The sequence below is a fragment of the Nocardioides marmotae genome (genome assembly GCF_013177455.1).
Classification (GTDB): Bacteria; Actinomycetota; Actinomycetes; order Propionibacteriales; family Nocardioidaceae; genus Nocardioides; species Nocardioides marmotae.
On sequence record NZ_CP053660.1, the window covers coordinates 1,102,129 to 1,124,958 of the forward strand.

Genomic DNA, 22,830 nt, shown 5'->3' on the forward strand with positions numbered 1-22,830 from the left:
TCGACCCACCGGATGTGACTACTCGGCCCGCCAGAAGTGAGCACTCGGCCCGCCAGAAGTGAGCACTCGGCCCGCCGGAAGTGAGCACTCGGCGGGGGAGGGGGCGGGTGGGGTGGAAGTCAGGCGGGAAGGCCGAGCCGCGCCGCCATCCGGTCGAGGCTGGCGAGCACCTCGGCCTCGGACCGGTCCGGCACACCCCAGATGAGCTCGGTGCAGCCGGCCTCGGCCCAGGCGGCGAGGTCGGCGGGGTCGGGCTTGAAGGCGATGAGCACGCGGATGTCGGGCTGCCCGTCGCGGCCGGCCTCGGCCCAGGCCTTCTTCAGTGCCTCGATGTTGGCCAGGACGTCGCGCTGGGTCGGCGTGGTCATCCAGCCGTCGGCGTGCGCGGCGATCCACCGGAACGTCTGGGGTCCGCCGCCGGCGCCGATGATGAGCGGCACGTGCGCCTGGACCGGCTTGGGGTAGGCCCAGGAGGGCCCGAACGACACGAACTCCCCGTCGTACGACGCCTCCTCCTCGGTCCACAGCGCGCGCATCGCCTGGACGTACTCGCGCAGGACGGTGCGTCGCCGGCCCGGCGGGACCCCGTGGTCCTCGAGCTCGTCGGTGTTCCACCCGAAGCCCGCGCCGAGGGTGACCCGGCCGCCGGAGAGGTGGTCGAGGGTGGCGACCTGCTTGGCCAGGGTGATCGGGTCGGACTCGACAGGCAGCGCGACCGCGGTGGAGAGCCGGATCCGCGTGGTGACCGCGGCGGCGGTGGCCAGCGAGATCCAGGGGTCGAGCGTGCGGAGGTAGCGGTCGTCGGGCAGCGTCTCGTCGCCGGTCCCGGGGTGCGCGGCGGTCCGCTTGACCGGGATGTGGGTGTGCTCGGGCACGTAGATCGTGTCGAAGCCGCGCTCCTCCCCGGCCTTCGCGAGGGCCGCGGGGGTGATCCCGCGGTCGGAGGTGAACAGGACGAGTCCGTTGCGCATGCCCCGAGACTAGAACGTGTTCCACTCGCCGGGGAAGCCTCCGCTGGACACCTGTCCAGGCAGCAGGGTCGGCGGCGGCTGGTTGGATGACCCCATGGCCACCCTCGACCTCTCGCTGGACGCCGTGTCGCTGACTGCGGCCCTCGTCGACATCGAGTCGGTGAGCCGCCAGGAGGCGGAGATCGCCGACGCCGTGGAGGCTGCGCTGCGCGACCTCCCGCACCTCGAGGTCGTCCGGCACGGGCACACCGTCGTCGCCCGCACCGACCTCGGTCGCGGCGAGCGGGTGGTCATCGCCGGCCACCTCGACACCGTCCCGGTCAACGACAACCTGCCCAGCCGGCTCGAGGACGGCGTGCTCCACGGCCTCGGCACCTGCGACATGAAGGGCGGCGACGCGGTCATCCTGCGGCTCGCGGCCACGGTGCCCGAGCCCGTGCGCGACGTGACCTACATCCTCTACGAGGCCGAGGAGATCGAGGCGACGTACAACGGCCTCCGGTTGCTCGCCGAGGCCCGGCCGGACCTGATGGCCGCCGACTTCGCGATCCTCATGGAGCCCTCCAACGCCTCGGTCGAGGCCGGCTGCCAGGGCACGCTCCGCGTCGAGGTCCGCACCACCGGCGAGCGCGCCCACTCCGCCCGCTCCTGGCGCGGCGTCAACGCGATCCACGGCGCCGCGGAGGTGCTCAACCGGCTCGCCGCCTACGAGCCGCGCCGGCCGGTCATCGACGGGCTGGAGTACCACGAGGGCCTCAACGCCGTCGGCATCTCCGGCGGCGTCGCCGGCAACGTCGTGCCCGACGAGTGCGTGGTGACCGTCAACTTCCGGTTCGCGCCCGACCGCAGCGAGGCCGAGGCCGAGGCGTTCGTCCGCGACTTCTTCGAGGGGTACGACGTCCGGCTGACCGACACCTCCCCGGGCGCCCTGCCGGGGCTCGACCGGCCCGCCGCGCGCGCGTTCGTCGAGGCCGTCGGCGGGCAGGTCGCGCCGAAGTTCGGCTGGACCGACGTCGCCCGGTTCACCGCGCTCGGCGTGCCCGCGGTCAACTTCGGCCCCGGCGACCCGCTGTTCGCCCACAAGCAGGACGAGCACGTGCCGGTCGAGCACATCGAGCGCTGCGAGCGGCAGCTCTACGCCTGGCTGACCGGGCAGGACCCCGCCGAGCCGACAGGCCACGGAACGGGGGAGGGGGACGCATGAGGTCGAAGTTCAAGGGCCCGATCATCCAGCGGCGCGGCCAGGTCGACGGGAGCACCACCGACCAGCACCTGCTGGACTCCCGCAGCGACAGCGGGTGGGTGCACACCGACCCGTGGCGCGTCCTGCGGATCCAGGCCGAGTTCGTCGAGGGGTTCGGCGCGCTGGCCGAGCTCGGCCCGGCGATCGCGGTCTTCGGGTCGGCCCGCACGGCCACCGACGACCCGGCGTACGCCGCGGCCGAGCAGCTCGGCCGCCGCCTCGCCGAGGCCGGGTTCGCGGTGATCACCGGAGGCGGGCCGGGGGCGATGGAGGCGGCCAACCGGGGCGCCAGCCAGGCCGGCGGCGTGAGCGTCGGCCTCGGCATCGAGCTGCCCTTCGAGGCCGGGCTCAACGAGTGGGCCGACGTCGGCATCAACTTCCGCTACTTCTTCGCCCGCAAGACGATGTTCGTGAAGTACTCCCAGGGCTTCGCCGTGCTGCCCGGCGGCGTCGGCACCCTCGATGAGCTGTTCGAGGCGATGACCCTCGTCCAGACGCGCAAGGTGACCAGCTTCCCGATCGTGCTGGTCGGCACGGCCTACTGGAGCGGGCTGCTGGACTGGTTGCGCGACACCGTCGCCGGCGAGGGGAAGATCGCCGAGGAGGACCTCGACATGCTCACGCTGACCGACGACGTCGACGAGGTCGTGGCGATCATGCGCGCCGCACGGGAGGGCCGCGACCGATGATGTGGTTCTTCGCGATCCTGGTCGTCCTGGTGATGGGCGGCATCGCGGCGGTCGCCGCCGGGCGCGGCACGCCGATGAGCGAGCCCGAGCACGACCGGATCCCCCTCGACCTGCCGACCGACCGCCCGCTGGCCGCCGAGGACCTGCGCCGGGTCCGGTTCCCGCTGGCGTTCCGCGGCTACCGGATGGCCGACGTGGACGCGCTCCTGGACCGGCTGGCGCGCGAGCAGGAGGCGCTGGCGGCGGAGGCCACGGAGACCCGGGGTGAGGCCGGTGATGGGGCCCGGGGTGAGGCCCCTGGTGAGGCCCGTGGCGAGGCCCGTGGCGAGGCCCGGGAGCCGTAAGGCAGACTGCGCCGCGTGTCGAGCGAGGTCGCCGTCGTCTACGTCCTGACTGCCCTCGGGCTGGTCGTGGTCGCGCTGACGCGTCTGCGCCTGCGCGCGGACGACGCGGCCGGCCGCACCCGGGTGGCCCGCCGGCTGCTGGACCTGCACACCGGTGCCGGGATCGCCGCGCTCGTCATCTGGACGGTCTTCCTCGTCGCGCCCGCCGACACCGCGCTGGGCGGCGACACCGTCGGCATCGTGGGCCTGGGGTTCTGGTGGCTGGTCGTGGTCGCCGGCATCGGCATCCTGCTGCGCTGGCTGCCGAGCAGCGGGCGCCACGCCTCCGCCGGCGCCGAGGACTCCTGGTCGGGTGGCCCGGCGCTCTCCCTCCTCGCCCACCTCGGCACGGCCGCGGGGGTCTGCGTCTTCACCTGGGCCTACCTCACCTCGGTGGTCTGAGGTGCGCCGCCTGCTCGCCGCCGTCGTCGGCCTCGCGGCGGTCCTGACCACGGCGACGACCGCTCCCGCCGCGCCGGCGGCCGCGCCGGAGAAGGCGGCGGCCGAGCGGCCCGCGGTCGTCGGCAAGCGCGTCCTCGGCACCTCGGTCGAGGGCCGCGACATCGTCGCCTGGCACCTCGGCGAGCCGGGGGGCCCCGGCGTCCCGACCGTCGTGCTGATCTCGACGATGCACGGCGACGAGCCGGCCACCCGCCACATCCTGCGCTCGCTGCGTGACGGCGACCCGGTGGTCGGCGTCGACCTGTGGGTGGTGCCGACCTACAACCCCGACGGCCTCGCCGCCGGCACCCGCCGCAACGCCCGCGGCGTCGACCTCAACCGCAACTACCCCTACCGGTGGGCGGACCTCGACGGCCGCTACGAGTCGGGCCCGAAGGCGGCCTCGGAGCCGGAGACGAAGGCGATGATGGCCTTCCTCGACGACGTGCGCCCCGACCGGCTGCTCAGCTTCCACCAGCCGCTGCACGGCGTCGACACCGACACCAAGCGGCCGCGCTTCGCCCGCACGGTCGCGCGCCACCTCGGTCTCCCGCGCAAGACCTTCGACTGCGGCGGGGTCTGCCACGGCACGATGACCGGCTGGTTCAACGACCGGTTCGCCGGCGCCGCGGTCACGGTGGAGTACGGCGCGAAGCCGTCGCGGCGCCGGCTGCGCACGGTCGTGCCCGACCAGGTGCTGGCGGTCTTCGACGCCTATCGGGCGCACCTGGACTGGGAGTCCTGAGCCCCGCTCGAGCGCGCGGTCAGCGGCCCTCGAAGACCGGCTTCTGCTTGGCGACGAACGCGTCGACCGCCGAGCGGTGGTCCTGGGTCGCGCCGGTGAGCTGCATCATCGAGGACTCGAAGGCCACGGCCTCCTCGAAGGTGTGCCCGGCGGCGTACGCCACCGAGCGGCGGATCGAGCCCAGCGCGACCGTCGGGCCCGCGGCCAGGCGGACGGCGAGGGCGCGCGCCTCCTGCGCGAGGGTCTCGGGGGAGTGCAGCGAGGTGGCGAGCCCGAGCTCGAGCGCCTCGGCCGCGGGGACCGTGCGCGGCAGGTAGAGCAGCTCGAGCGCCTTGGCGCGGCCGACGAGCTGCGGCAGGTGGTAGCTCGCGCCGGTGTCGCAGGACAGGCCGACGTTGGCGAAGGCCAGGTTGAACCCGGCGGTCTCGGCGACCAGGCGCAGGTCGCAGGCGAAGGCCAGGCTCGCCCCGGCGCCGGCCGCGACCCCGTTGACTGCGGCGACGACGGGCTTGGCCATGCCCGCCAGGGTGGTGACGATCGGGTTGTAGTGCTCGTCGACGGTGGAGAAGAGCGCCTCGCTCCCGCCGTTGTGGAGCAGCTGCACGTGCTCCTTGAGGTCCTGGCCGGTGCAGAAGGCCCGACCGGTGCCGGTGAGCAGCACGCACCGCACCGCGGGGTCCTCGGCGACCTGCCGGACGACCTCGCGCAGCAGCACCTTGGTCGCCACGTCGAGGCTGTTCATCGCGTCGGGCCGGTTGAGGGTGATGGTGCCGACGCCCTCGGAGACGTCGAGGAGCACGGGCGCGTTCTGCGCGTCGGGGGTGAGGTTCGCGGCGGTCATGGGCGGCAGTCTGCCGCGCCCGGGAGGCACCCGGCCACGAATCGGTCCGCGGCGGGCTTGAGCCGGTCGGCCTCGACCGCGAAGTGCCGGGCCGCGGCCGCCCGCGGCCAGTCCGGCGGCAGCACCTCCGCCGGCAGGCCCGGGTCGGCGAAGAGGAACTTGCGCCACTCGTGCACCAGGTGGAACCGGGCCGCGAAGGCCGCCCGGTCCGGGTCGCCGGGGGCCGCGAGGTGCCGGGCGACCAGGTCGCGCGCCACGCCCGGCCACCCGTCGTACGACGCCCGGAGCGCCGGCAGGTCCCACGCCTCGACCGGCGGGGGGTCGACGTCGCGGGCGTGGGCGGTCCGCGCGCTGGCGCCGGCCCGGACCAGGACGCCGGCGAGCTCGGGGCTGGCGACCGGGCCGATCCACACGGCGTCGGACAGCTCGGCGTAGCCCAGGTAGGCGAGGTCGGCCCGGAGCCGGACCCGCGCGCTCCGGTCGCCCGGCGGGGTGAGCAGGACCAGGTGCCAGTGCCCGTCCCACGGCTCCTCGCGCCGCCGGTAGATCCGCTCCCGGGCCTCGTCGAGGCGGCGGGTGGCCTGCTCGCTCGCGCGGTAGCCCCGGCCCTCGGGCAGCGCGACCGGCTCCAGCCAGCCCTGGATGACCATCCGCGAGATGGCGGTCCGGACGGCGGGCGCGGCGATGCCGACCGGCGCGAGCAGGCGCACCAGCGCGGCGACCGGGGCCTGGGAACCCCGGGCGCGGAGGTGGTCGCCGTAGAGGTCGAAGAGAGCCGACCGCGCGCGCATGGCCGGAGTCTGCCACCGTCCGCCGACGGCCGCCGGGACAGCGGTCGGGACAGCGCCCGGAGGCCCGAGGTGTGGGGACCGGTCACGCGATGCCCGCGGATAGGGGATAATGGACATCACACGGCTGGCGGGGCGCCTGGACCTCGTCGGTGCCAGGACGCTAGACGAGAAGAGGTGCCGGGATGGCGGCAATGAAGCCGCGGACGGGTGACGGTCCGCTCGAGGTCACCAAGGAAGGTCGCGGCATCGTCATGCGCGTCCCGCTCGAGGGCGGAGGACGTCTCGTCGTCGAGCTCAATGCAGACGAGGCCGGCGCCCTGGGCGACGCCCTCAAGGCCGTCGTCGGCTGACGCCGGCAACGACTCATCACGCGCCGCGTCGTGCCCCCCACCGAGCACCCAGCCCACCCCACCCTCCCGCCGCAGGTCTCCCCGCCCCGGTTCGCGCTGAGCGCGGAGCGGCCGCTCGCGGTCGACGGCGCGGACGTGGTGGCGCTGCCGGTCCTGCCCGGTGAGGGGGACGGCGCCGCGCCGCTCCTCGGCCCCGGCGCCGAGGAGGTCACCGACCGGCTCGGCGTCGACCTGCTCGCGCTGCTGGAGTCCGAGCGGGCCACCGGTCGCGCGGGGCAGGTCGTGACCTACCCCGTCCCGCTCGGCACGCCCGACCAGCCCGCGCTGCGACGGGTCCTCCTCGTCGGCGTCGGCGAGCAGCGGCCGGCCGACTTCCGCAAGGCCGGCGCCGCGCTGGCCCGCGCGGTCACCGACACCTCGCCCGACACCTCGACCGTCGCCACGACGGTCCCCGCGCTCGACCCCGACCACGGCCTCGAGCCCTTCGTCGTCGGCTTCGTGCTGGCCTCCTTCGGCTTCTCCTGGCGCTCGACCGGCCCGGAGCGACTGCCGGCGGAGCAGGTCGTGCTGGCGGCGCTCGAGCCGGCGGCGTACGACGCCGCGCTGGACCGGGCGCGTGCGGTCGCGGGCGCCGGCTGGCGCGCGCGGACCCTCGCCACGGTCCCCTCGAACCTGAAGAACCCGGTCTGGCTGGCCGAGGAGGCCCGCCGCGTCGCCGGCGAGGCCGGCCTCGGCTTCCGCGTCTGGGACGAGCAGCAGCTCGCCGAGGAGGGCTTCGGCGGCATCCTCGGCGTCGGCCAGGCCTCGGCGACGCCGCCGCGACTGGTCCAGCTGGAGTACACCCCGCCCCTCGCGGGTCGCGGCACGCCCACCGTCGTGCTCGTCGGCAAGGGCATCACCTTCGACACCGGCGGCCTGTCCATCAAGCCCGCCCAGGCCATGACGAACATGAAGCGCGACATGACCGGCGGCGCCGTCGTGCTGGCCACGATGGCCGCGCTCGCCGACGTCGGCTGCCCGGTCCGCGTCGTCGGCCTGGTCCCCATGGCCGAGAACGCCGTCTCCGGCAACGCGCTGCGTCCCGGCGACGTCGTGCGGCACTGGGGCGGGCGCACCACCGAGATCACCAACACCGACGCCGAGGGCCGCGTGGTCATGGCCGACGCGCTGGCCTACGCCGTCGCCGAGCTCGACCCGGCGGTCGTCGTCGACGTCGCCACGCTCACCGGGGCGATGAAGGTCGCGCTCGGCCAGCAGGTCGGCGGATTCTTCGCCAACCGCGAGGTGCTCGCCGCCGCCATCGCCGCGGCCGGCGAGGCCGCGGGGGAGCCGCTGTGGCGGATGCCGCTGGCCGCGGTCTACGAGGACAAGCTGGCCTCGAAGGTCGCCGACGCCGACAACGGCGCGGGCGGGCCCGGGGCGATCACCGCCGCGCTGTTCCTCCAGCACTTCGTCGGCGACGTGCCGTGGGCCCACCTCGACGTGGCCTCGGTCGGCGACGCCCCGGCCGAGATGGATGAGTGGACCGAGGGGCCGACCGGGTTCGGCGCTCGGGCGCTGCTGGCCTGGCTCGGCGGCGAGGCGCCGCTCGACGGGATCGTGGCGGGCTCGTGAAGGGGCTGAGCATCCGCTGGTCGCTCGCCGACGCGCCCGAGGGCACCGAGGAGCGGCTGGCGGCGTACGTCGCCGAGACCTCGCACGCGCGGTTCACCGGCATGGCCGGGCTGCGGTTCAAGACCTGGCGGGTGCGCCCGGGGGAGTGGTTCGAGGGGCTCTACCTCTTCGCCACCGACGAGGCGCGGGCGGCGTTCCAGGAGGAGTTCACCGCCGAGGCGGCCGACGTCCCGGGCTCCCGGATCGTCGGGGAGCCGCCGGTGCTCATCGAGGCGTGGGACGTCGTGGCGGTCGCCGAGGGCTGGGAAGGGTTCCAGGCGACGCCTCGCGGGTGACCTCCTGCAGCGCGGCGCTCGCGCCGGCCAGGTAGCGCTCGATCACCGCCTTCTCCTCCTCGTCGAACTCCTCGTCCAGCGCCCGCAGCGCGGTGAGCATCGGCGCGAGGTGGGCGAGGACCTCCTGCCGGCCGGCGTCGGTCAGGTGCAGCTCGGTGCGCCGGCGGTCCACGTCGTGCGCGCGGCGCACGACGTGACCGTGCGCCTCGAGCCGGTCGGCGATGCCCGTGGCCGCCGCGGTGGAGACGCCCAGCAGGCGGGAGAGCTCCGCCGGGCCGATCGGACGGCGGCCCAGGTGCTGCAGCGCGACCATCTCGTGCTCGCCCAACCCGGCGGCCCGGGCGATGGTGTGCCTCATCCGCACCGCCGACTCGACGAGGTCGCGGAGCGGCACCAGGAGGGAGCGGGGTTCCGGCACTTGTCTCACCTGCTTAGCATCTTGTTATCTGAACCAATCGTACGTCGCCGAGGAGCACGCCGTGTCCGACCACCGACCACACCCGGTCACGTCCCTGATCATCGCGCGGCGTACCGCCTGGCTCTTCGCGTTCCTGCCGCTCGTCGCGGCGGTGCTGGGGCTCGTTCTCCTCGGTGAGGGCGAGCGCGACCGCACCCCGCTCGACCAGCTGCCGCGCGACCTCGACTCCACGCTCGCGACCGAGCTCGAGCAGCGGCTGCCCGACGAGGGCTCGTCCACCGCGGTCGTCCTGTGGACCGCCGACGAGGGCACGATCGACCGGGGCGCGCTGGAGGAGCTGAACACGGTCGCGAAGGACCTCGGGGCGGTCGGCGCCGGCCCGCAGGGGCCGGTCTCGGTCGCCGAGGACGGCACCGCGGCGATCGCCGTGGTCCCCGTGGCCTCCGGGTCGGCCACCGACGTCTCCGACGAGGTCGCGGACCTCCGCTCCGAGCTCGACGACACGGTCCCCGACGGCCTCACCGCGCAGGCGACGGGGCCGGCGGCGGTCCAGGCCGACCTCTCGGCGGTCTTCGAGGGCGCCAACTTCCGCCTGCTGGCGGTCACCGCCTCCGTGGTGGCGCTGCTGCTCGTCATCACCTACCGCAGCCCGATCCTCTGGGTCATCCCGCTGCTCGTCGTCGGCATCGCCGACCGCTTCGCCGCCATCGCCGCCACCCAGGTCCTCGCCGCGTTCGACGTCGCCTGGGACGAGTCGACGGTCGGCATCCTCTCGGTCCTCGTGTTCGGTGCCGGCACGAACTACGCCCTGCTGCTGATCTCCCGCTACCGCGACGAGCTGCGCCACGTCGAGGACCGGTACGCCGCCATGACCACGGCCCTCGCGCGCACCGCCGAGGCGGTGCTCGCCAGCGCCACCACCGTCGTCCTGGGCCTGCTCACGCTGCTGCTCTCGGTCGTCCCGACGACCCGGGGGCTCGGCCTGGCCTGCGCCGTCGGCGTCGTGGTCGCGGCGTTCTTCGCGCTCGTCGTGCTGCCGGCGCTCCTCGTCCTCTTCGGCCGCTGGATCTTCTGGCCCAAGGTGCCGCGCACCGGCCAGGCCGCGCTGGTCGACATGGACTCCTTCTGGCACCGGGTCGGCGACCGCGTCGCCCGCCGGCCCGCGGTCTTCGCCACCGGCACCATCGCCCTCCTCGCGGCGCTCTCCATCGGCCTGTTCGGCGTCAGCACCGGCCTGGACCAGGACGAGCAGTTCCTCGACGAGCCCGAGGCCATCTCGGCGGCCAACCGGCTCGCGGAGTCCTTCCCCGCCGGCCTCACCGACCCGACCCGGGTGGTCACCACGGCCGACCCCCAGGAGGTCGCCCGCGCGGTCGAGGGCGCCGAGGGCGTCGCGCAGGTCCAGCCCGGCCCCGAGGGCGACGGCGTCGCCCAGCTCAACGTCGTCCTCGAGGGCGAGCCCGGCTCGGAGGAGGCCGAGAACGGCATCACCGCCATCCGCGACGCGGTCGACGGCCTCGACGACACCTACGTCGGCGGCACCGAGGCCTCCGCGATCGACGCCCGGGAGGGCGCGGCCCGCGACCGGATCGTCATCCTGCCGCTGATCCTCGGCCTCGTGCTGGCGGCGCTGCTGATCCTGCTCCGCTCGATCGTGGCCCCGCTGGTCCTCGTCGCCACGGTGCTCGGCACGTACGCCGCGTCCATGGGCGCCGCCTGGTGGCTCTTCACCGGTCCGCTCGGCTTCTCCGCGCTCGATGAGTCCGTGCCGCTGCTGGCGTTCTTGTTCCTCGTGGCACTCGGCGTGGACTACAACATCTTCCTCGTGACCCGGGCCCGGGAGGAGTCCGAGGGCCACGGCCCGCGCAAGGGCATGCTCCGCGCGCTGGCCGCCACCGGCGGCGTCATCACCAGCGCCGGCATCCTGCTCGCCGCGGTCTTCGCCGTCCTCGGCGTGCTCCCGCTCGTGGTCCTCGCGCAGGTCGGCACGGTCATCTGCATCGGCGTCCTGCTCGACACGCTGCTCGTGCGCACCGTGCTCGTCCCCGCCGCCGCGCTCATCCTCGGCGAGAAGTTCTGGTGGCCGCGGAAGGTGGGTGCCTGAGGGCTGGGCGGGACCGCTGCAGGGGTCACCGGTTCACCGGTGACCCCTGTACTTCTCAGGGGAGATCTGCCCCGATATGTGCAGGACTGCCCTGATCAGTGGTGCGCGTGGGGCCGGTGGTACGCCGGGGCGTGGCCGGCCGGGGCTGAGTCCTTCGAGCTGCCCGGCAGAGCCGCGGATCAGGACGGCGGAAGCCGACTGGGCCGGCTGGGGCCGGTCCTCAGTCGGACTCGGGGTTCCAGGTCTTCTTGGCGACGAGCAGCCCGTCGCCGACCGGCAGCAGCAGGCTGACCAGGTCGGGGTGCTCGGCGACGGCGCGACCGAGGTCGCGGATCGAGACGGTCTCCTCGTCGCGGCGAGCGGGGTCGGCGACCCGGTCGTGCCACAGGGCGTTGTCGAAGGCCACCACGCCGCCGGGGCGCAGCAGCCGCAGCGCCTCCTCGAGGTACGCGGCGTACTCGCGCTTGTCGCCGTCGCAGAAGACCAGGTCGTAGTGGCCGTCGGTGAGCCGGGGGAGGACGTCGAGCGCGGCGCCGGAGATCGTGCGGGCGCGCTGGCTGGCGATGCCGGCCTCGGTGAAGGACTGGCGGGCCAGCCGCTGGTGCTCGGTCTCGATGTCGACGGTGGTGAGCACGCCGTCGCCGCGCATGCCGCGCAGCAGCCACAGGCCCGAGACACCGGTGCCGGTGCCGATCTCGACGACCGCGCGGGCGTCGAGGACCGAGGCGAGGAAGCGCAGCGCCGCACCGGCGCCGGGGCCGACCGCGACCACCCCGACCTCCTGGGCGCGGGCGCGCGCGGCGGCGAGGACCTCGTCCTCGGCCACGAACTCCTCGGCATAGCTCCAGCTGGCAGCACTCACCGGCGTCGTCGTCACCCCGTGAACCTACCGCGCCCGGGCCGCTGCGCTCACCTGGGAACACCGGCGCGCCCCGGCTCGTTGGGCGAGGACGTGGGCAACCGGGCTCACAGGGTTCTCTCAGCGAACGCACCTACGGTGAGGAGGACGCAGTGCTCAGATGGAGGGGGACCGTCGTGGATGAGCAGGACGCAGCGTCCGGACCAGGGCAGACAGGCACTCCCGGAGTGCCCACCTGGGACGAGGTCGTCGAGCAGCACTCCGACCGCGTCTACCGGCTGGCCTACCGCCTCACCGGCAACCGCCACGACGCCGAGGACCTGACCCAGGAGGTCTTCGTCCGGGTCTTCCGCTCGCTGTCGGGCTACACCCCCGGCACGTTCGAGGGCTGGCTGCACCGGATCACCACGAACCTCTTCCTCGACCAGGCCCGCCGCAAGCAGCGCATCCGCTTCGACGCGCTCTCCGACGAGCGGGCCGACCGGCTGACCAGCCCCTCGCCCGCGCCGGAGGCGGCGTACGCCGACCAGCGCTTCGACGACGATGTCGAGCGCGCCCTGGCGACCCTGCCCCCCGACTTCCGCGCCGCCGTCGTGCTCTGCGACGTCGAGGGCCTCTCGTATGAGGAGATCGCCGAGATCCTCGGCGCGAAGCTCGGCACCGTGCGCTCGCGGATCCACCGCGGCCGGGCCATGCTGCGCAAGGCGCTCGCGCACCGGGCCCCGGCCGACGGCCGCCAGCGCTACTCCGGACCGGTCGGCCACGACTCGCTGGTCCCCGGGGGCGAGCGGTGATGGGCCACCTGGGGACCAAGGTCAGCGCCCTGCTCGACGGCCAGCTCGACCCCGCCGAGACCGAGCGGGCCTGGGCGCACGTCCACACCTGCCACGCCTGCCGCGACCTCGTCGAGCGCGAGGGCTGGGTCAAGACCCGCCTGCTGGGGCTCTCGATGGGCGACTGCGGCGGCGCGCCGGAGCGGCTCAAGGGTGCGCTGCGCTGCGGCCCGGACGGCCCGGTCGGCCTGCCCCCGGGCGACGTCTACCTCGTCCTGGCCGCCGAGCGTGAGCAGCACCGCGGACGTCGTACGGCGGGTCTCGTCGCGATCGGCGGCGGCGCCGTCGGCGCGGCGGTCCTCGGCGTCATCGCCCTCGGCGCCGCCCCGGCCGACGCGCCCCCGGCGGACCGACGCGCGCCGGTGACCCACATCGGCAGCCCGGCCCCGCCGCCGAGCACCGGGGTCCCGGCCCCGCGCCGGCCCTGACCCGGCCCGAAGCGGAGCTGGACAGGCATGGCGACACGCGTGGCGACAGTCGTGGGACAGGTGGGTCGGATGCCTACCGATCCGGGGCCGGCGGAGGCCCGAACCTCGGTGCCCCACCAGTCTCCCGGCATGATGTGGACGTGAACGACGAGCAGCCCGGCCCGGACGGAACCGAGGAGACCCAGCCCCTCGGACGCCCCCCGGTCCCCTCCCGCCCGGCACCCGAGCCCGCATCGGCTCCGGGTGACTCGTGGGTCCCGCCGACCGCCCAGCCGCGCCCCCTGCAGTGGGACGCGCCCGGCACGCGGCCCCAGCCCGCGCCGTACGGCCAGCCCTTCGGCCAGCAGGCCGGACCGGCCTACGGCCAGCCCTACCCCGCGTCGGGCGGCGGCTCCCACTCCACGACCCCGCGCGGACGCGTGCCGGTCTGGCTGTGGCCCGTGGTGACGGCACTGGCGCTCGTGGTCGGCGTCATGGGCGGCGTCTTCGGCGGCATCGTCTACGACGCGCTCGAGGAGGAGTCCGGCTCCTCGCTGGTCGGCTCCGGGCTCGGCGAGGACGCCGTCCGCACCGAGGCGCCCCTGGAGGCCGAGGAGGGCTCGGTCGCCGCCGTGGCGCAGGAGCTGCTGCCCAGCACGGTGCAGATCTCGGCCTCCTTCGAGGGCGAGGCCAACGGGGCGACCGGCTCCGGCTTCGTGCTCGACACCCGCGGGCACGTCGTCACCAACAACCACGTCGTCGCCGACGCCGCCCAGGAGGACGGCGCGATCGAGATCGTCGACCAGGACGGCAACCGGTACGACGCCGAGGTCGTCGGCCGCAGCCCCGTCTACGACCTCGCGGTCCTCTACGCCCGCGAGGTCGAGGGCATGAAGCCCGCGGCCCTCGGCGCGTCGACCGCGCTGCAGGTCGGCGAGGGCGTCGTCGCGATCGGCTCGCCGCTGGGCCTGAGCTCGACGGTCACCGCCGGCATCGTGAGCGCGCTGAAGCGACCCGTCACCACGGGCGACTCCGCCAACGACTCCTCCTACATCAACGCCGTCCAGACCGACGCCGCGATCAACCCGGGGAACTCCGGTGGCCCCCTGGTCAACCTGCGCGGCCAGGTCGTCGGCGTGAACTCCGCGATCGCGACCACCGGCGGCGGCATGCTCGGCGGCGGGGAGTCGGGCAACATCGGGGTGGGCTTCGCGATCCCGATCGAGCAGGTGCGGGTCACCGCCGACCAGATCCTGCGCACGGGCGAGGCCAGCTACCCGGTGATCGGCGCGCAGGTCCAGACCGGCCAGCGCGACGGCACCGGCGCCGAGATCGAGGAGGTCATCGAGGACACCCCCGCGGCCGAGGCGGGCCTGAAGGCCGGCGACGTCATCGTCGCGGTCGACGGCGAGCGGGTCACCGACGGCATCGCGCTGATCGTGGCGATCCGGACCCACCAGCCCGGCGAGACCATCGAGTTCTCGGTCGTCCGCGGTGGCGACGAGCGGACCGTCGAGGTCGAGCTGGGCGCCGAGACCGGCTGACCCCGGGCGCGCCGCTCAGGCGCTGCTCAGGCGCGCTGCTCAGGCGCCGCGGGGCTGGGCTCTCGCTCAGTCGCCGCGGGGCTCGGCGTCGGCCGCCTCGACGAAGGGGTGCTCGTCGACGAACGTCCGGGTCTCGTCGTACATCCGCTGGATGAAGTCCTCCAGCTGGCTGGTCTCGACCCGCCACTGACCGCGGCCGCCGATCTTGATGGCGGGCAGCTCACCGCGGCGCACCAGCGCGTACACCTGCGCGCTCGAGGTGTTGAGCACCTCGGCCACGTCGGCGAGCGTGAGGAAACGGGGCGGACCGGGCATGGGCCCATGGTGGCACCTGCCACCCCCGGCCCCCGCCTGTGCCCCACCGAGCTGTGGAGAACGGGGTGACGAGCCCGCCCTCCGTCTGCACACTGTCCCCGTGCCCACCGACGTCCCGACCCCGCCGGCGCCGCCCGGAGCGACCCGCGCGCGCCGGCCGGGCTGGCGCGACCCGCGGCTGTGGGTCGGGGTCCTCATCGTCGCCGCGTCGGTCGTGGCCGGCGCCCGGCTGCTGGACGCCGCGGACGACACGGTCGCGGTCTGGGCCGTCGCCGCCGACCTGGGCGCGGGGGACCGGGTCACCGCGGACGACCTGGTGGCCCAGCGCGTCCGGTTCGCCGACGGGGTGGCGGGCGAGCGCTACTTCCTCGCCGAGGAGCAGCTGCCCGCCGAGCTCGCGCTGGTGCGCGGCGTTGGGGCCGGGGAGCTCCTGCCCCGCGCGGCCGTGGGCACCGTCGAGGAGGCCGGCACCGTCTCGGTGCCGCTCGCCGTCGACCTGGTGCCGCCGACGGTGGGCGACGGGTCCGTCGTCGACGTCTACCTGACCGGCTCGGCCGGGACGCCCGACGGGCCGGTGCTCGACGACGTGGTCGTCGTGGAGGCGCCCGCCCTGGACGAGGGCTTCGGCGCGACCGGGAAACGGCAGCTCGTCGTCGCGGTGGACGAGGCCACGGCGGAGCAGTTCTTCGCCCGGCTGGCGCGGGTGGAGAACCCGCTCACGACCGTCACCCAGGTCTCGTGAACCCCGTCGTCGTCCTCGTGGTGGGCGCCGGGGCGGCGTGGGAGTCCGACGCGCTGCGCCGCTTCGACGGCCGACGCGACGTCGTCGTGCTCAAGCGTTGCGTGGACGTGGACGACCTCCTCGCGGCCGCCTCGGCCCGCCAGGCCGACGTCGCGGTCGTCGGGATCGACGCACCCGGGCTCGACGCCGCGGCCGTGGACCACCTGCGGCGCGACGGTGTCCAACCGGTCGCCGTCGTCCCGGCCGACGCCGTCGACGCCGGCCGTCTGCGGGCCTCGCGGATCGGGATCCCCGGGGTCGTCGACGAGGCGGCGCTCCACCTGCTGCCCGACGCCGTCCTCGCCGTCGTCGCGGCCCCCGACGCTCCGCCGACCATGCCGCGGCACGCCCCGTCCGGAAGGCCGGACGCCGCGGTCCCGGCCGACGACCTCGACCTCGACTCCGGCCTGGGCCCCGGAGAGCGGCGCCCGCGGGGCCGCACGATCGTGGTGTGGGGCCCCGCCGGTGCCCCCGGTCGTACGACGCTGGCCGCCGCCGTCGCCGCGGAGCTGGCCCGCCGGCGACGGCGGACGATCCTCGTCGACGCCGACCCGTACGGCGGGACGGTGGCCCAGCAGCTCGGCATCCTCGACGAGGTCTCGGGGCTGCTGTCCGCCGCGCGGCTGGCCACCGCCGGCACGCTCGCCGCGGGGTTCACCTCGGTGCAGCGCGGGCTCGACCAGCACCTCAGCGTCGTCACGGGCCTGCCGCGGGCCGACCGCTGGGCCGAGGTGCGGGCCGGCGCGCTGGAGCACCTGCTGGAGGTGGGGCGCGACCACGGCGACGTGGTGGTCGACACCGGCTTCAGCCTGGAGGAGGACGGCCTCGACCCCGGGCGGCCCGGCCGCAACCGGCTGACCCTGGAGGCGCTCGGTAGTGCCGACGAGCTGCTGGTCGTCGGCACCGCCGACCCGGTCGGCCTCTCCCGGCTGGCCCGGGCGCTGGTCGAGCTGACCGAGCTCACCGGCGGCGCGCCCGTGCGGGTGGTGGTCAACCGGATGCGCCCGAGCCTCGGCTGGTCCGAGCGGGACGTCTCCGGGATGGTCGCGGGCTTCGGCCGGATCGCGTCCCTGCACTTCGTCCCCGACGACCGGGCCGGGGTCGACCGCGCGGTCGTCGCCGGCCGGACGCTGGTGGAGTCGGGCGACTCGGCGGTGACCCGCGCGGTGGCCGCGGTCGTCGACGCGCTCCAACCGCCGCAGCCGCCCCAGCCCCCGCCGACCGACGCGCAGTCGGCGGGGAGCGGCGGCGCAGTGGGTCGGCCCGCCGGCAGCCGTGGGCTCAGGCGGCGAACAGCAGGTAGAGGCCGCCGACGGTGAAGGCGACCATCGCCACCAGCAGCGGCAGCTGACCGGTGAGCTGGTGCCGCTTGGGGAGCAGCTTGATCGCCCGGTCGTGGGCGGCGACGACCCCGACGACGTGGCCGAGCACCACCGCCAGCACCTTGGTGGAGGCCAGCAGCGTCGGGTGGTAGGAGAGCCAGTAGTTGACGCTCCAGTCGCCCGTGCCGAGCAGGTTCTGCCCCTCGCCGAGCGGGTCGCTGGCCTGGATGAGCGTCAGCTGCCCGACCTCGACGAAGTAGGTCAGGTAGTGGGCGACGATGTAGCCCACGATGATCGGCACCACCGAGTGCGCGAACTGGTTCGGCAGGCTCCACCGCGAGGTCCCCGAGCCCACCCCGGTGGCGGCGGTCCCGGCGGCGAAGATCAGCCCCACCCCGACGACGAACGCCAGCAGCGCGAGGTTGTTGAGCAGCGAGACCGAGACCTCGCTGGACTGGATGTAGCGCACCCACGGCGAGGACTCCTTGAAGGAGTCGAAGGCCGTCGAGCCGAACAGGACGGCCATCACCGCCACGAGACCCGGCCGCACGGTCACGGAGTCCAGGTTGGCCAGCGGGCTGCGGACGATCAGCCGGCCGTCGCGGCGCCCCCAGGGGGAGAGCTTGGCGACGAGGGAGGAGTAGACCTCGAAGGGGTCGGCGCGCTCGTAGAAGGTGTTGCCGAACAGCGCGCCGCCGAGCAGCATCACCGCGACGTACGCAGCGATCCACAGGCGCACCGGGCCGAGCTCGGTGGAGAAGCGGTAGACCAGCTCCATCCACACGAACGCGTACAGGCCGATCGCGGCCGGCCACACGCCGAGCCGCTCGGGGTAGCGGAAGACGCCCTCGTCGGGGTCGCTGCCGGAGATCTTGGCGAACGCCAGGTTGATCGTGCGGACCGGGCTGATCGCCTTCCACGCCGGGCCGAAGAACAGCGAGAGCGGCACGATGCCGACCCACAGCCAGACGTAGAACATCCCGAAGATGGGATTGGTCAGCAGGTCCTGGCCGAGCACGGCGGCATAGGCGCCCCACAGGAACACGGCCATGCCGAAGACCCGCAACGCGATCCGGAAGGCCGCGGAGTCCACGACCGCCTCGAGCCACGCCGGCGCCGGCCGGCCGGAGGTCGCTGCGTCGTACCTCGGGGAGCGCCACGCGACGGCGAGCACGGTGAAGGACACCGTCAGCGCGGCCACCGCGCCGGCGATCGCCAGCTCGGGGGAGAGCGGCAGGTCCTTGGCGCCGCCGATCCCGTGGGCGAGGTACCGCCCGTCGTTCACCGGACTTCGAGCTGGACGATCACCTGGTCGAGGTCGTGCGACTCGACCTCGACCACGCCCGGCTGGTCGAGCGTGATCGGGAGGGTGGTCGTGCCGGCGCCGTACTCCAGCATCTGCTCCGGGGTGGAGTGCACGTGGATCTCACCGGCGTCGTCGGCCTGCACGACGAGCTCGACCTCCTGGTCGACGTCCACCTTCACCCGCTCGCCGTTCGGCGTGACCATGCCGTCCTCGAAGGTGATCTCGATCGTCTTCGGGTCGCCGGAGGAGTCCGGCGCCGGCTCGTCCTCCCCGCAGGCGGTGGCGCCGGCGAGCGTGATGGCCAGGACCGCGGCCGTGGCCGCGAGTCGTCGGGGCGTCTGCATGCTGGTGACTTTCCTCATGGGGGTCGGGGCGGTGACGTCTGCCAGAATCGCACGTTGAACAAGAGAGGTGGGGTAGGGGTCCGAGGTGGAGGACCACACCGCGGACCCGAGCGCCCCACCCCCCGGCCGGACCACCTCCGGGCCCCCGACGAGGACGAGGATGTGAAAGCCGGATGAACGAGCGGCTGCGGCCCCGCGACCTCGCGATCCTGGCCGAGGAGACCCCTTCGGCGCCGGCGCACAACGCGACGGTCGAGATCTTCGAGTGCGCGGACTCCGGGTTCGACCACGACCGGCTGGTCGAGCTGATCCGCGACCGGATCTCGTTCGTCCCGCGCTACCGGCAGCGCCTCCAGCAGGTGCCGGGCCGGTTCGCGAACCCGATCTGGGTCGACGACGAGCACTTCGACCTCGCCTACCACGTACGCCGTTCGGCACTGCCGCGCCCGGGCACCCACGACCAGCTGCGCGAGCTGGTCGGCCGGATCGTCTCCCGGCCGCTCGACCGGACCCGTCCCCTGTGGGAGATGTACCTCGTCGAGGGCCTCGCGGGCGGGCGCGTCGCGCTGCTCTCCAAGGCCCACCAGGTCCTCGTCGACGGCGTCGAGACCGTCGACCTCGGGCAGCTCCTGCTCGACGTCAGCCCCGAGCCCAAGCTGCTCGGCGCCGACCCGTGGCAGCCCCGCCCGCGACCCTCGTCCGCGGCGCTCCTCGTCGAGGCCGCACGGGACTCGGTCACCCAGCCGCGCACGGTGCTCGACGCCGCCCGGGGCACCACCGGCGCGCTGCTGCGCACCGGGGAGAGCGCCGCCGGCACGGCCGGCCGGGTGCTCGGCGGGCTGGCCGGTCGCCGGCCCCAGCGGGCCGGGGCGCTGGGCGGGCCGCTGTCCCAGCAGCGGCGGGTGGTCACCGTGGAGACCAGGCTCGAGGACTACCGGCGGGTGCGCGACGTCCACGGCGGCACGATCAACGACGTCATCCTCGCCACCGTCACCGGCGGCCTCCGGGCCTGGCTGATGACCCGGGACGAGTCGCTGCGCGGCTTCCGCCGGGTGCGCGCCGTGGTGCCGGTCTCGGTCATCGACACCGAGCTCGAGGCCACCTCGCTCGGCAGCCAGATCGCCGCGCACTACGTCGACCTGCCCGTGGGGGAGGCCAGCCCGGTCGTCCGGCTGCACCAGGTCAGCTACTCCTTCCAGGCCCACAAGGAGACCGGCCGCGGGGTCGCCGCCAACCGGCTGGCCGGCATCGCGGGCTTCGCCCCGACGACCTTCCACGCCATCGGCTCGCGCCTCGCGGCCCGCGAGGTCCGGCGCGGCTACCAGGTGAGCGTCACCAACGTCCCAGGGCCGCAGTCGGCGCTGTACGCCGCCGGCGCGCGGATGGTCGCGAGCTACCCGGTGCACCCGCTGGTCCAGGGCCATCCGCTGGCCGTGGGCGTGACGTCGTACGACGGCGGGGTCTTCTACGGCATCACCGCCGACCGCGACCAGCTGCCCGACGCCGAGCTGCTCGGCACCTGCCTGACCGAGGCGCTCGACGAGCTCCTCGACACCGTCAACGGGGGCCGCAGCCGCGCCCCACGCGGACGCCGCGGCCAGGCCAAGCCCGCGCGCCCCGCCCGACCCCGAGGGAGCCGCCCGTGAGGGTCTACCTGCCCACGACCCTGCGCGGCCTGGCCGAGCTGCACGCGAGCGGCGAGCTGCCCGCCGGGACCGACCGGGTGCTCGCCCCCGACGACACCGAGGAGGGGGAGTACGCCGCGCTGCTGGGCGCCGCGGACGCCTCCGCGGCGCTGCTCGACGGGCCGGGCCGCCGGGTGGTGGTCGTGGCCGAGCTGGCCGACGGCGCCGACCCCGACGGGCCGGTCCCGCTGCGCCGCGTGGTGGCCGTGCACGCCGACATCGAGGACCGCCCGGCGGGCGCCGACCCCGACGAGGACCTGGCCTGGTTCGCGACCCAGGAGATCGAGTTCCTCATCTCCGGGTGACCTCGTACCGTGGCGTGCATGGACGCCATCACCACCCCGCCGGCTCCCACCAACGAGCCGAACCTGACCTACGCGCCGGGCACCCCCGAACGGGACGCCCTGCTCGCCGAGGTCGCCGTCCTCGAGAAGGACCGTGCCGAGCTGCCCGCCTACATCGGCGGTGAGTGGCGTCCCGCCGGCGGGGCCGAGATCGAGGTGGTCCAGCCGCACGACCACCAGCACGTGCTGGGCGTGACGCGCGGCAGCACGACCGCGGACGCGGAGGCCGCCATCGAGGCGGCCGGGGCCGCCGCCCCGGGGTGGCGCGACCTGCCCTTCGACGAGCGCGCGGCGGTGCTGCTGCGCGCGGCCGACCTGCTGGCCGGCCCCTGGCGGCAGCGGCTCAACGCCGCGACCATGCTCGGCCAGTCCAAGACGGCCTTCCAGGCCGAGATCGACGCGGCCTGCGAGCTCATCGACTTCTGGCGGTTCAACGTCCACTACGCCGCGCAGATCCTGCGCGACCAGCCGATCGCCAACAGCCCCGGCGTGTGGAACCGCACCGACCACCGCCCGCTCGAGGGCTTCGTCTACGCGATCACCCCCTTCAACTTCACCGCGATCGCCGGCAACCTCCCCACGGCGCCGGCGCTGATGGGCAACACCGTGGTCTGGAAGCCCTCGCCGACCCAGCAGCTCGCCGCGTCGCTGACCATGCAGCTGCTCGAGGAGGCCGGCCTCCCGCCGGGCGTGATCAACATGCTCCCCGGCGACGGCCTCGACGTCTCGCAGGTCGCCCTGGCCCACCCCGACCTCGCCGGCATCCACTTCACCGGCTCCACCCCGACCTTCCAGCACCTGTGGCGCACCGTCGGCGAGAACATCGCGTCGTACCGGTCCTACCCGCGGCTGGTCGGCGAGACCGGCGGCAAGGACTTCGTGCTGGCCCACCCCTCCGCCGACCCCGACGTCGTTCGCACCGCGCTGGTCCGCGGCGCCTTCGAGTTCCAGGGCCAGAAGTGCTCGGCCGCCTCGCGGGCGTACGTCGCCCGGTCGGTGTGGGACGCGATGCGCGACGACCTGCTGGCCGAGGTCGAGTCGATCGCCGTGGGCGACGTGCGCGACCTGTCGAACTTCATGGGTGCCGTCATCGACGAGCGGGCCTTCGCCAAGCACCGCGCCGCGATCGAGCGCGCGCAGGCCACCGACGGGCTCGACGTGCTGGTCGGCGGGCAGACCGACGACTCGGTCGGCTGGTTCGTCCGGCCGACGGTGGTCGAGGGCGGCGACCCGACCGACGAGATGTTCAAGACCGAGTACTTCGGTCCGATCCTCGCGGTGCACGTCTACGAGGACGGCGACTTCGAGAAGGTCGCCCGCCAGATGGAGTCCTTCGCGCCGTACGCCCTCACCGGCGCCGTCATCGCCCGTGACCGCCGGGCGATCGCCTGGGCCAGCGAGGAGCTGCGCTTCGCCGCCGGCAACTTCTACGTCAACGACAAGCCGACCGGGGCCGTCGTGGGCCAGCAGCCGTTCGGCGGGGGCCGCGCCTCGGGCACCAACGACAAGGCCGGCGCGGCGCTGAACCTGCTGCGCTGGACCTCGCCGCGCTCGATCAAGGAGACCCTCGTGCCTCCGACCGACTACCGCTACCCCTACATGGACTGACCGTGCTCCCTCTCCACCTCGGCGCGCTCCACCCGATGGAGCAGGCGCTCACCGTGCTGCTCGCCTTCGGCCCCTTCCTCGTGCTCGGCGTGGTCATCGTGCTGCGCCGGCGCGCGGAGGAGCGGGAGGGCGAGGAGGCCGACGCGGCCCCCGACCCTGTTGCCGACTCCATGACCACCTCGGACGCCACCTCGGACGCCACCTCGGACGCCGCTCCGGAGGTCGCGCCGGGGGTCGCGGACCGCGACGACTGAGCGGCGACCGCGACCCAGCGGCGTACGACGCCGGGCGCATCAGTCGAGCAGGCCGCCGAGGTCGATGGCCGGCAACGGCGGCCCGTCCACGCCGGGGGTGACGCACAGCAGGTCGGTCAGCTCGGCCGACGGCGCCGCGAGCTGGTGGTCGAGGCAGGAGCGGCGACCCTCGAGGCGATCGACGACCGCGTCGTTGGCCACCGCGAACGCCGGCAGGACCATCAGCGAGAGCAGCACGCGGGCGACCATGCCCGCCCAACGAGCCGCGCGTGAACCGGTGACCCCGACAGCCCGCCCCCCGGA

The 22,830-nt window shown here is 74.6% G+C and carries 27 protein-coding genes; 18 read left to right on the top strand and 9 right to left on the bottom strand.

Annotation, left to right across the window (positions count from 1 at the left end; genetic code table 11):
* Positions 1–119: 119 nt before the first annotated feature.
* On the bottom strand, positions 120–971 hold the full coding sequence (locus HPC71_RS05220; RefSeq protein WP_154614064.1) for an LLM class F420-dependent oxidoreductase: 852 nt from the start codon (positions 969–971) through the stop codon (positions 120–122).
* Positions 972–1,065: 94 nt separating this feature from the next.
* Here HPC71_RS05220 and dapE point away from each other — a divergent pair, with 94 nt between their 5' ends.
* From dapE to HPC71_RS05245, 5 genes are read left to right on the top strand one after another with little or no spacing between them, the layout of a single operon-like run.
* Positions 1,066–2,175, top strand: coding sequence for a succinyl-diaminopimelate desuccinylase (dapE, locus tag HPC71_RS05225; RefSeq protein ID WP_154614065.1), 1,110 nt, complete (start codon positions 1,066–1,068; stop codon positions 2,173–2,175).
* A complete protein-coding gene (locus tag HPC71_RS05230) occupies positions 2,172–2,903 on the top strand; it encodes an LOG family protein (protein ID WP_154614066.1) in 732 nt (243 codons plus the stop codon). The genes dapE and HPC71_RS05230 overlap by 4 nt, the downstream gene beginning before the upstream one ends.
* Positions 2,900–3,247, top strand: a complete 348-nt coding sequence (locus tag HPC71_RS05235; RefSeq protein WP_230084069.1) for a DivIVA domain-containing protein — start codon at positions 2,900–2,902, stop codon at positions 3,245–3,247. Before HPC71_RS05230 ends, HPC71_RS05235 begins: the two co-directional genes overlap by 4 nt.
* A 15-nt stretch (positions 3,248–3,262) precedes the next feature.
* Complete coding sequence (locus tag HPC71_RS05240) at positions 3,263–3,688, top strand: hypothetical protein (RefSeq protein ID WP_154614067.1); 426 nt, start codon at positions 3,263–3,265, stop codon at positions 3,686–3,688.
* A gap of 1 nt (position 3,689) precedes the next feature.
* Positions 3,690–4,472, top strand: coding sequence for a M14 family zinc carboxypeptidase (locus HPC71_RS05245; protein WP_154614068.1), 783 nt, complete (start codon positions 3,690–3,692; stop codon positions 4,470–4,472).
* Between the two features lie 19 nt (positions 4,473–4,491).
* Here the strand turns inward: HPC71_RS05245 and HPC71_RS05250 are convergent, their stop codons facing one another.
* Complete coding sequence (locus HPC71_RS05250; protein ID WP_154614069.1) at positions 4,492–5,313, bottom strand: enoyl-CoA hydratase-related protein; 822 nt, start codon at positions 5,311–5,313, stop codon at positions 4,492–4,494.
* Positions 5,310–6,104, bottom strand: a complete 795-nt coding sequence (locus tag HPC71_RS05255) for a PaaX family transcriptional regulator (RefSeq protein WP_154614070.1) — start codon at positions 6,102–6,104, stop codon at positions 5,310–5,312. The genes HPC71_RS05250 and HPC71_RS05255 overlap by 4 nt, the downstream gene beginning before the upstream one ends.
* A gap of 182 nt (positions 6,105–6,286) precedes the next feature.
* On the opposite strand from HPC71_RS05255, the gene HPC71_RS05260 reads away from it, so the two are divergent.
* From HPC71_RS05260 to HPC71_RS05270, 3 genes are read left to right on the top strand one after another with little or no spacing between them, the layout of a single operon-like run.
* The gene (locus HPC71_RS05260; RefSeq protein WP_154614071.1) at positions 6,287–6,454 is read left to right on the top strand and encodes a DUF3117 domain-containing protein; all 168 of its coding nucleotides are present in this window, start codon (positions 6,287–6,289) and stop codon (positions 6,452–6,454) included.
* Between the two features lie 30 nt (positions 6,455–6,484).
* Positions 6,485–8,068: a leucyl aminopeptidase family protein gene (locus HPC71_RS05265; protein WP_171896232.1), complete on the top strand. Its 1,584-nt coding sequence runs from the start codon at positions 6,485–6,487 to the stop codon at positions 8,066–8,068.
* Positions 8,065–8,403, top strand: a complete 339-nt coding sequence (locus HPC71_RS05270; protein ID WP_154614072.1) for a hypothetical protein — start codon at positions 8,065–8,067, stop codon at positions 8,401–8,403. The genes HPC71_RS05265 and HPC71_RS05270 overlap by 4 nt, the downstream gene beginning before the upstream one ends.
* On the opposite strand, the gene HPC71_RS05275 is transcribed toward HPC71_RS05270, so the two are convergent.
* On the bottom strand, positions 8,333–8,821 hold the full coding sequence (locus HPC71_RS05275) for a MarR family winged helix-turn-helix transcriptional regulator (protein WP_253943908.1): 489 nt from the start codon (positions 8,819–8,821) through the stop codon (positions 8,333–8,335). The genes HPC71_RS05270 and HPC71_RS05275 overlap by 71 nt on opposite strands.
* A gap of 61 nt (positions 8,822–8,882) precedes the next feature.
* Here HPC71_RS05275 and HPC71_RS05280 point away from each other — a divergent pair, with 61 nt between their 5' ends.
* A complete protein-coding gene (locus tag HPC71_RS05280) occupies positions 8,883–10,925 on the top strand; it encodes an MMPL family transporter (protein WP_253943909.1) in 2,043 nt (680 codons plus the stop codon).
* A 220-nt stretch (positions 10,926–11,145) separates the two neighbouring features.
* Here the strand turns inward: HPC71_RS05280 and HPC71_RS05285 are convergent, their stop codons facing one another.
* Entirely contained in the window at positions 11,146–11,802 is a 657-nt protein-coding gene (locus tag HPC71_RS05285; RefSeq protein ID WP_253943910.1) for an O-methyltransferase, read from the bottom strand.
* A gap of 158 nt (positions 11,803–11,960) precedes the next feature.
* Between HPC71_RS05285 and sigE the strand changes: the two genes are divergently transcribed.
* The 3 genes from sigE to HPC71_RS05300 all read left to right on the top strand — a co-directional run bounded on the left by sigE (position 11,961) and on the right by HPC71_RS05300 (position 14,568).
* On the top strand, positions 11,961–12,578 hold the full coding sequence (sigE, locus tag HPC71_RS05290) for an RNA polymerase sigma factor SigE (protein WP_171896234.1): 618 nt from the start codon (positions 11,961–11,963) through the stop codon (positions 12,576–12,578).
* Positions 12,578–13,045, top strand: a complete 468-nt coding sequence (locus HPC71_RS05295) for an anti-sigma factor family protein (RefSeq protein ID WP_154614075.1) — start codon at positions 12,578–12,580, stop codon at positions 13,043–13,045. The genes sigE and HPC71_RS05295 overlap by 1 nt, the downstream gene beginning before the upstream one ends.
* 140 nt (positions 13,046–13,185) lie before the next feature.
* Complete coding sequence (locus HPC71_RS05300; RefSeq protein ID WP_154614076.1) at positions 13,186–14,568, top strand: S1C family serine protease; 1,383 nt, start codon at positions 13,186–13,188, stop codon at positions 14,566–14,568.
* Between the two features lie 66 nt (positions 14,569–14,634).
* On the opposite strand, the gene HPC71_RS05305 is transcribed toward HPC71_RS05300, so the two are convergent.
* Positions 14,635–14,883 carry a helix-turn-helix domain-containing protein gene (locus HPC71_RS05305; protein WP_154614077.1) on the bottom strand — a complete coding sequence of 83 codons (249 nt, stop codon included), beginning with the start codon at positions 14,881–14,883 and terminating at the stop codon, positions 14,635–14,637.
* Positions 14,884–14,983: 100 nt separating this feature from the next.
* Between HPC71_RS05305 and HPC71_RS05310 the strand changes: the two genes are divergently transcribed.
* Both HPC71_RS05310 and HPC71_RS05315 read left to right on the top strand, forming a co-directional pair.
* Complete coding sequence (locus tag HPC71_RS05310) at positions 14,984–15,625, top strand: hypothetical protein (RefSeq protein ID WP_154614078.1); 642 nt, start codon at positions 14,984–14,986, stop codon at positions 15,623–15,625.
* Positions 15,622–16,983: a CpaE/TadZ family protein gene (locus HPC71_RS05315; protein WP_154614079.1), complete on the top strand. Its 1,362-nt coding sequence runs from the start codon at positions 15,622–15,624 to the stop codon at positions 16,981–16,983. Before HPC71_RS05310 ends, HPC71_RS05315 begins: the two co-directional genes overlap by 4 nt.
* On the opposite strand, the gene HPC71_RS05320 is transcribed toward HPC71_RS05315, so the two are convergent.
* The gene (locus tag HPC71_RS05320) at positions 16,946–18,271 is read right to left on the bottom strand and encodes a hypothetical protein (RefSeq protein WP_171896236.1); all 1,326 of its coding nucleotides are present in this window, start codon (positions 18,269–18,271) and stop codon (positions 16,946–16,948) included. The two genes, HPC71_RS05315 and HPC71_RS05320, sit on opposite strands and share 38 nt — an antisense overlap.
* Complete coding sequence (locus tag HPC71_RS05325; protein ID WP_154614080.1) at positions 18,268–18,636, bottom strand: hypothetical protein; 369 nt, start codon at positions 18,634–18,636, stop codon at positions 18,268–18,270. The genes HPC71_RS05320 and HPC71_RS05325 overlap by 4 nt, the downstream gene beginning before the upstream one ends.
* A 173-nt stretch (positions 18,637–18,809) precedes the next feature.
* Here HPC71_RS05325 and HPC71_RS05330 point away from each other — a divergent pair, with 173 nt between their 5' ends.
* Genes HPC71_RS05330 through HPC71_RS05345 form a run of 4 tightly spaced genes read left to right on the top strand, consistent with a single transcriptional unit; the run spans position 18,810 to position 22,527 of the window.
* A complete protein-coding gene (locus tag HPC71_RS05330) occupies positions 18,810–20,282 on the top strand; it encodes a WS/DGAT/MGAT family O-acyltransferase (RefSeq protein ID WP_154614081.1) in 1,473 nt (490 codons plus the stop codon).
* Positions 20,279–20,626, top strand: coding sequence for a DUF6912 family protein (locus tag HPC71_RS05335; protein ID WP_171896238.1), 348 nt, complete (start codon positions 20,279–20,281; stop codon positions 20,624–20,626). The genes HPC71_RS05330 and HPC71_RS05335 overlap by 4 nt, the downstream gene beginning before the upstream one ends.
* Positions 20,627–20,644: 18 nt before the next feature.
* Positions 20,645–22,273 carry an L-glutamate gamma-semialdehyde dehydrogenase gene (gene pruA / locus HPC71_RS05340; protein ID WP_154614082.1) on the top strand — a complete coding sequence of 543 codons (1,629 nt, stop codon included), beginning with the start codon at positions 20,645–20,647 and terminating at the stop codon, positions 22,271–22,273.
* 2 nt (positions 22,274–22,275) lie between these two features.
* On the top strand, positions 22,276–22,527 hold the full coding sequence (locus HPC71_RS05345) for a hypothetical protein (protein ID WP_154614083.1): 252 nt from the start codon (positions 22,276–22,278) through the stop codon (positions 22,525–22,527).
* A 39-nt stretch (positions 22,528–22,566) separates the two neighbouring features.
* Here the strand turns inward: HPC71_RS05345 and HPC71_RS05350 are convergent, their stop codons facing one another.
* Positions 22,567–22,764: a hypothetical protein gene (locus tag HPC71_RS05350; RefSeq protein ID WP_154614084.1), complete on the bottom strand. Its 198-nt coding sequence runs from the start codon at positions 22,762–22,764 to the stop codon at positions 22,567–22,569.
* Positions 22,765–22,830 lie beyond the last annotated feature (66 nt).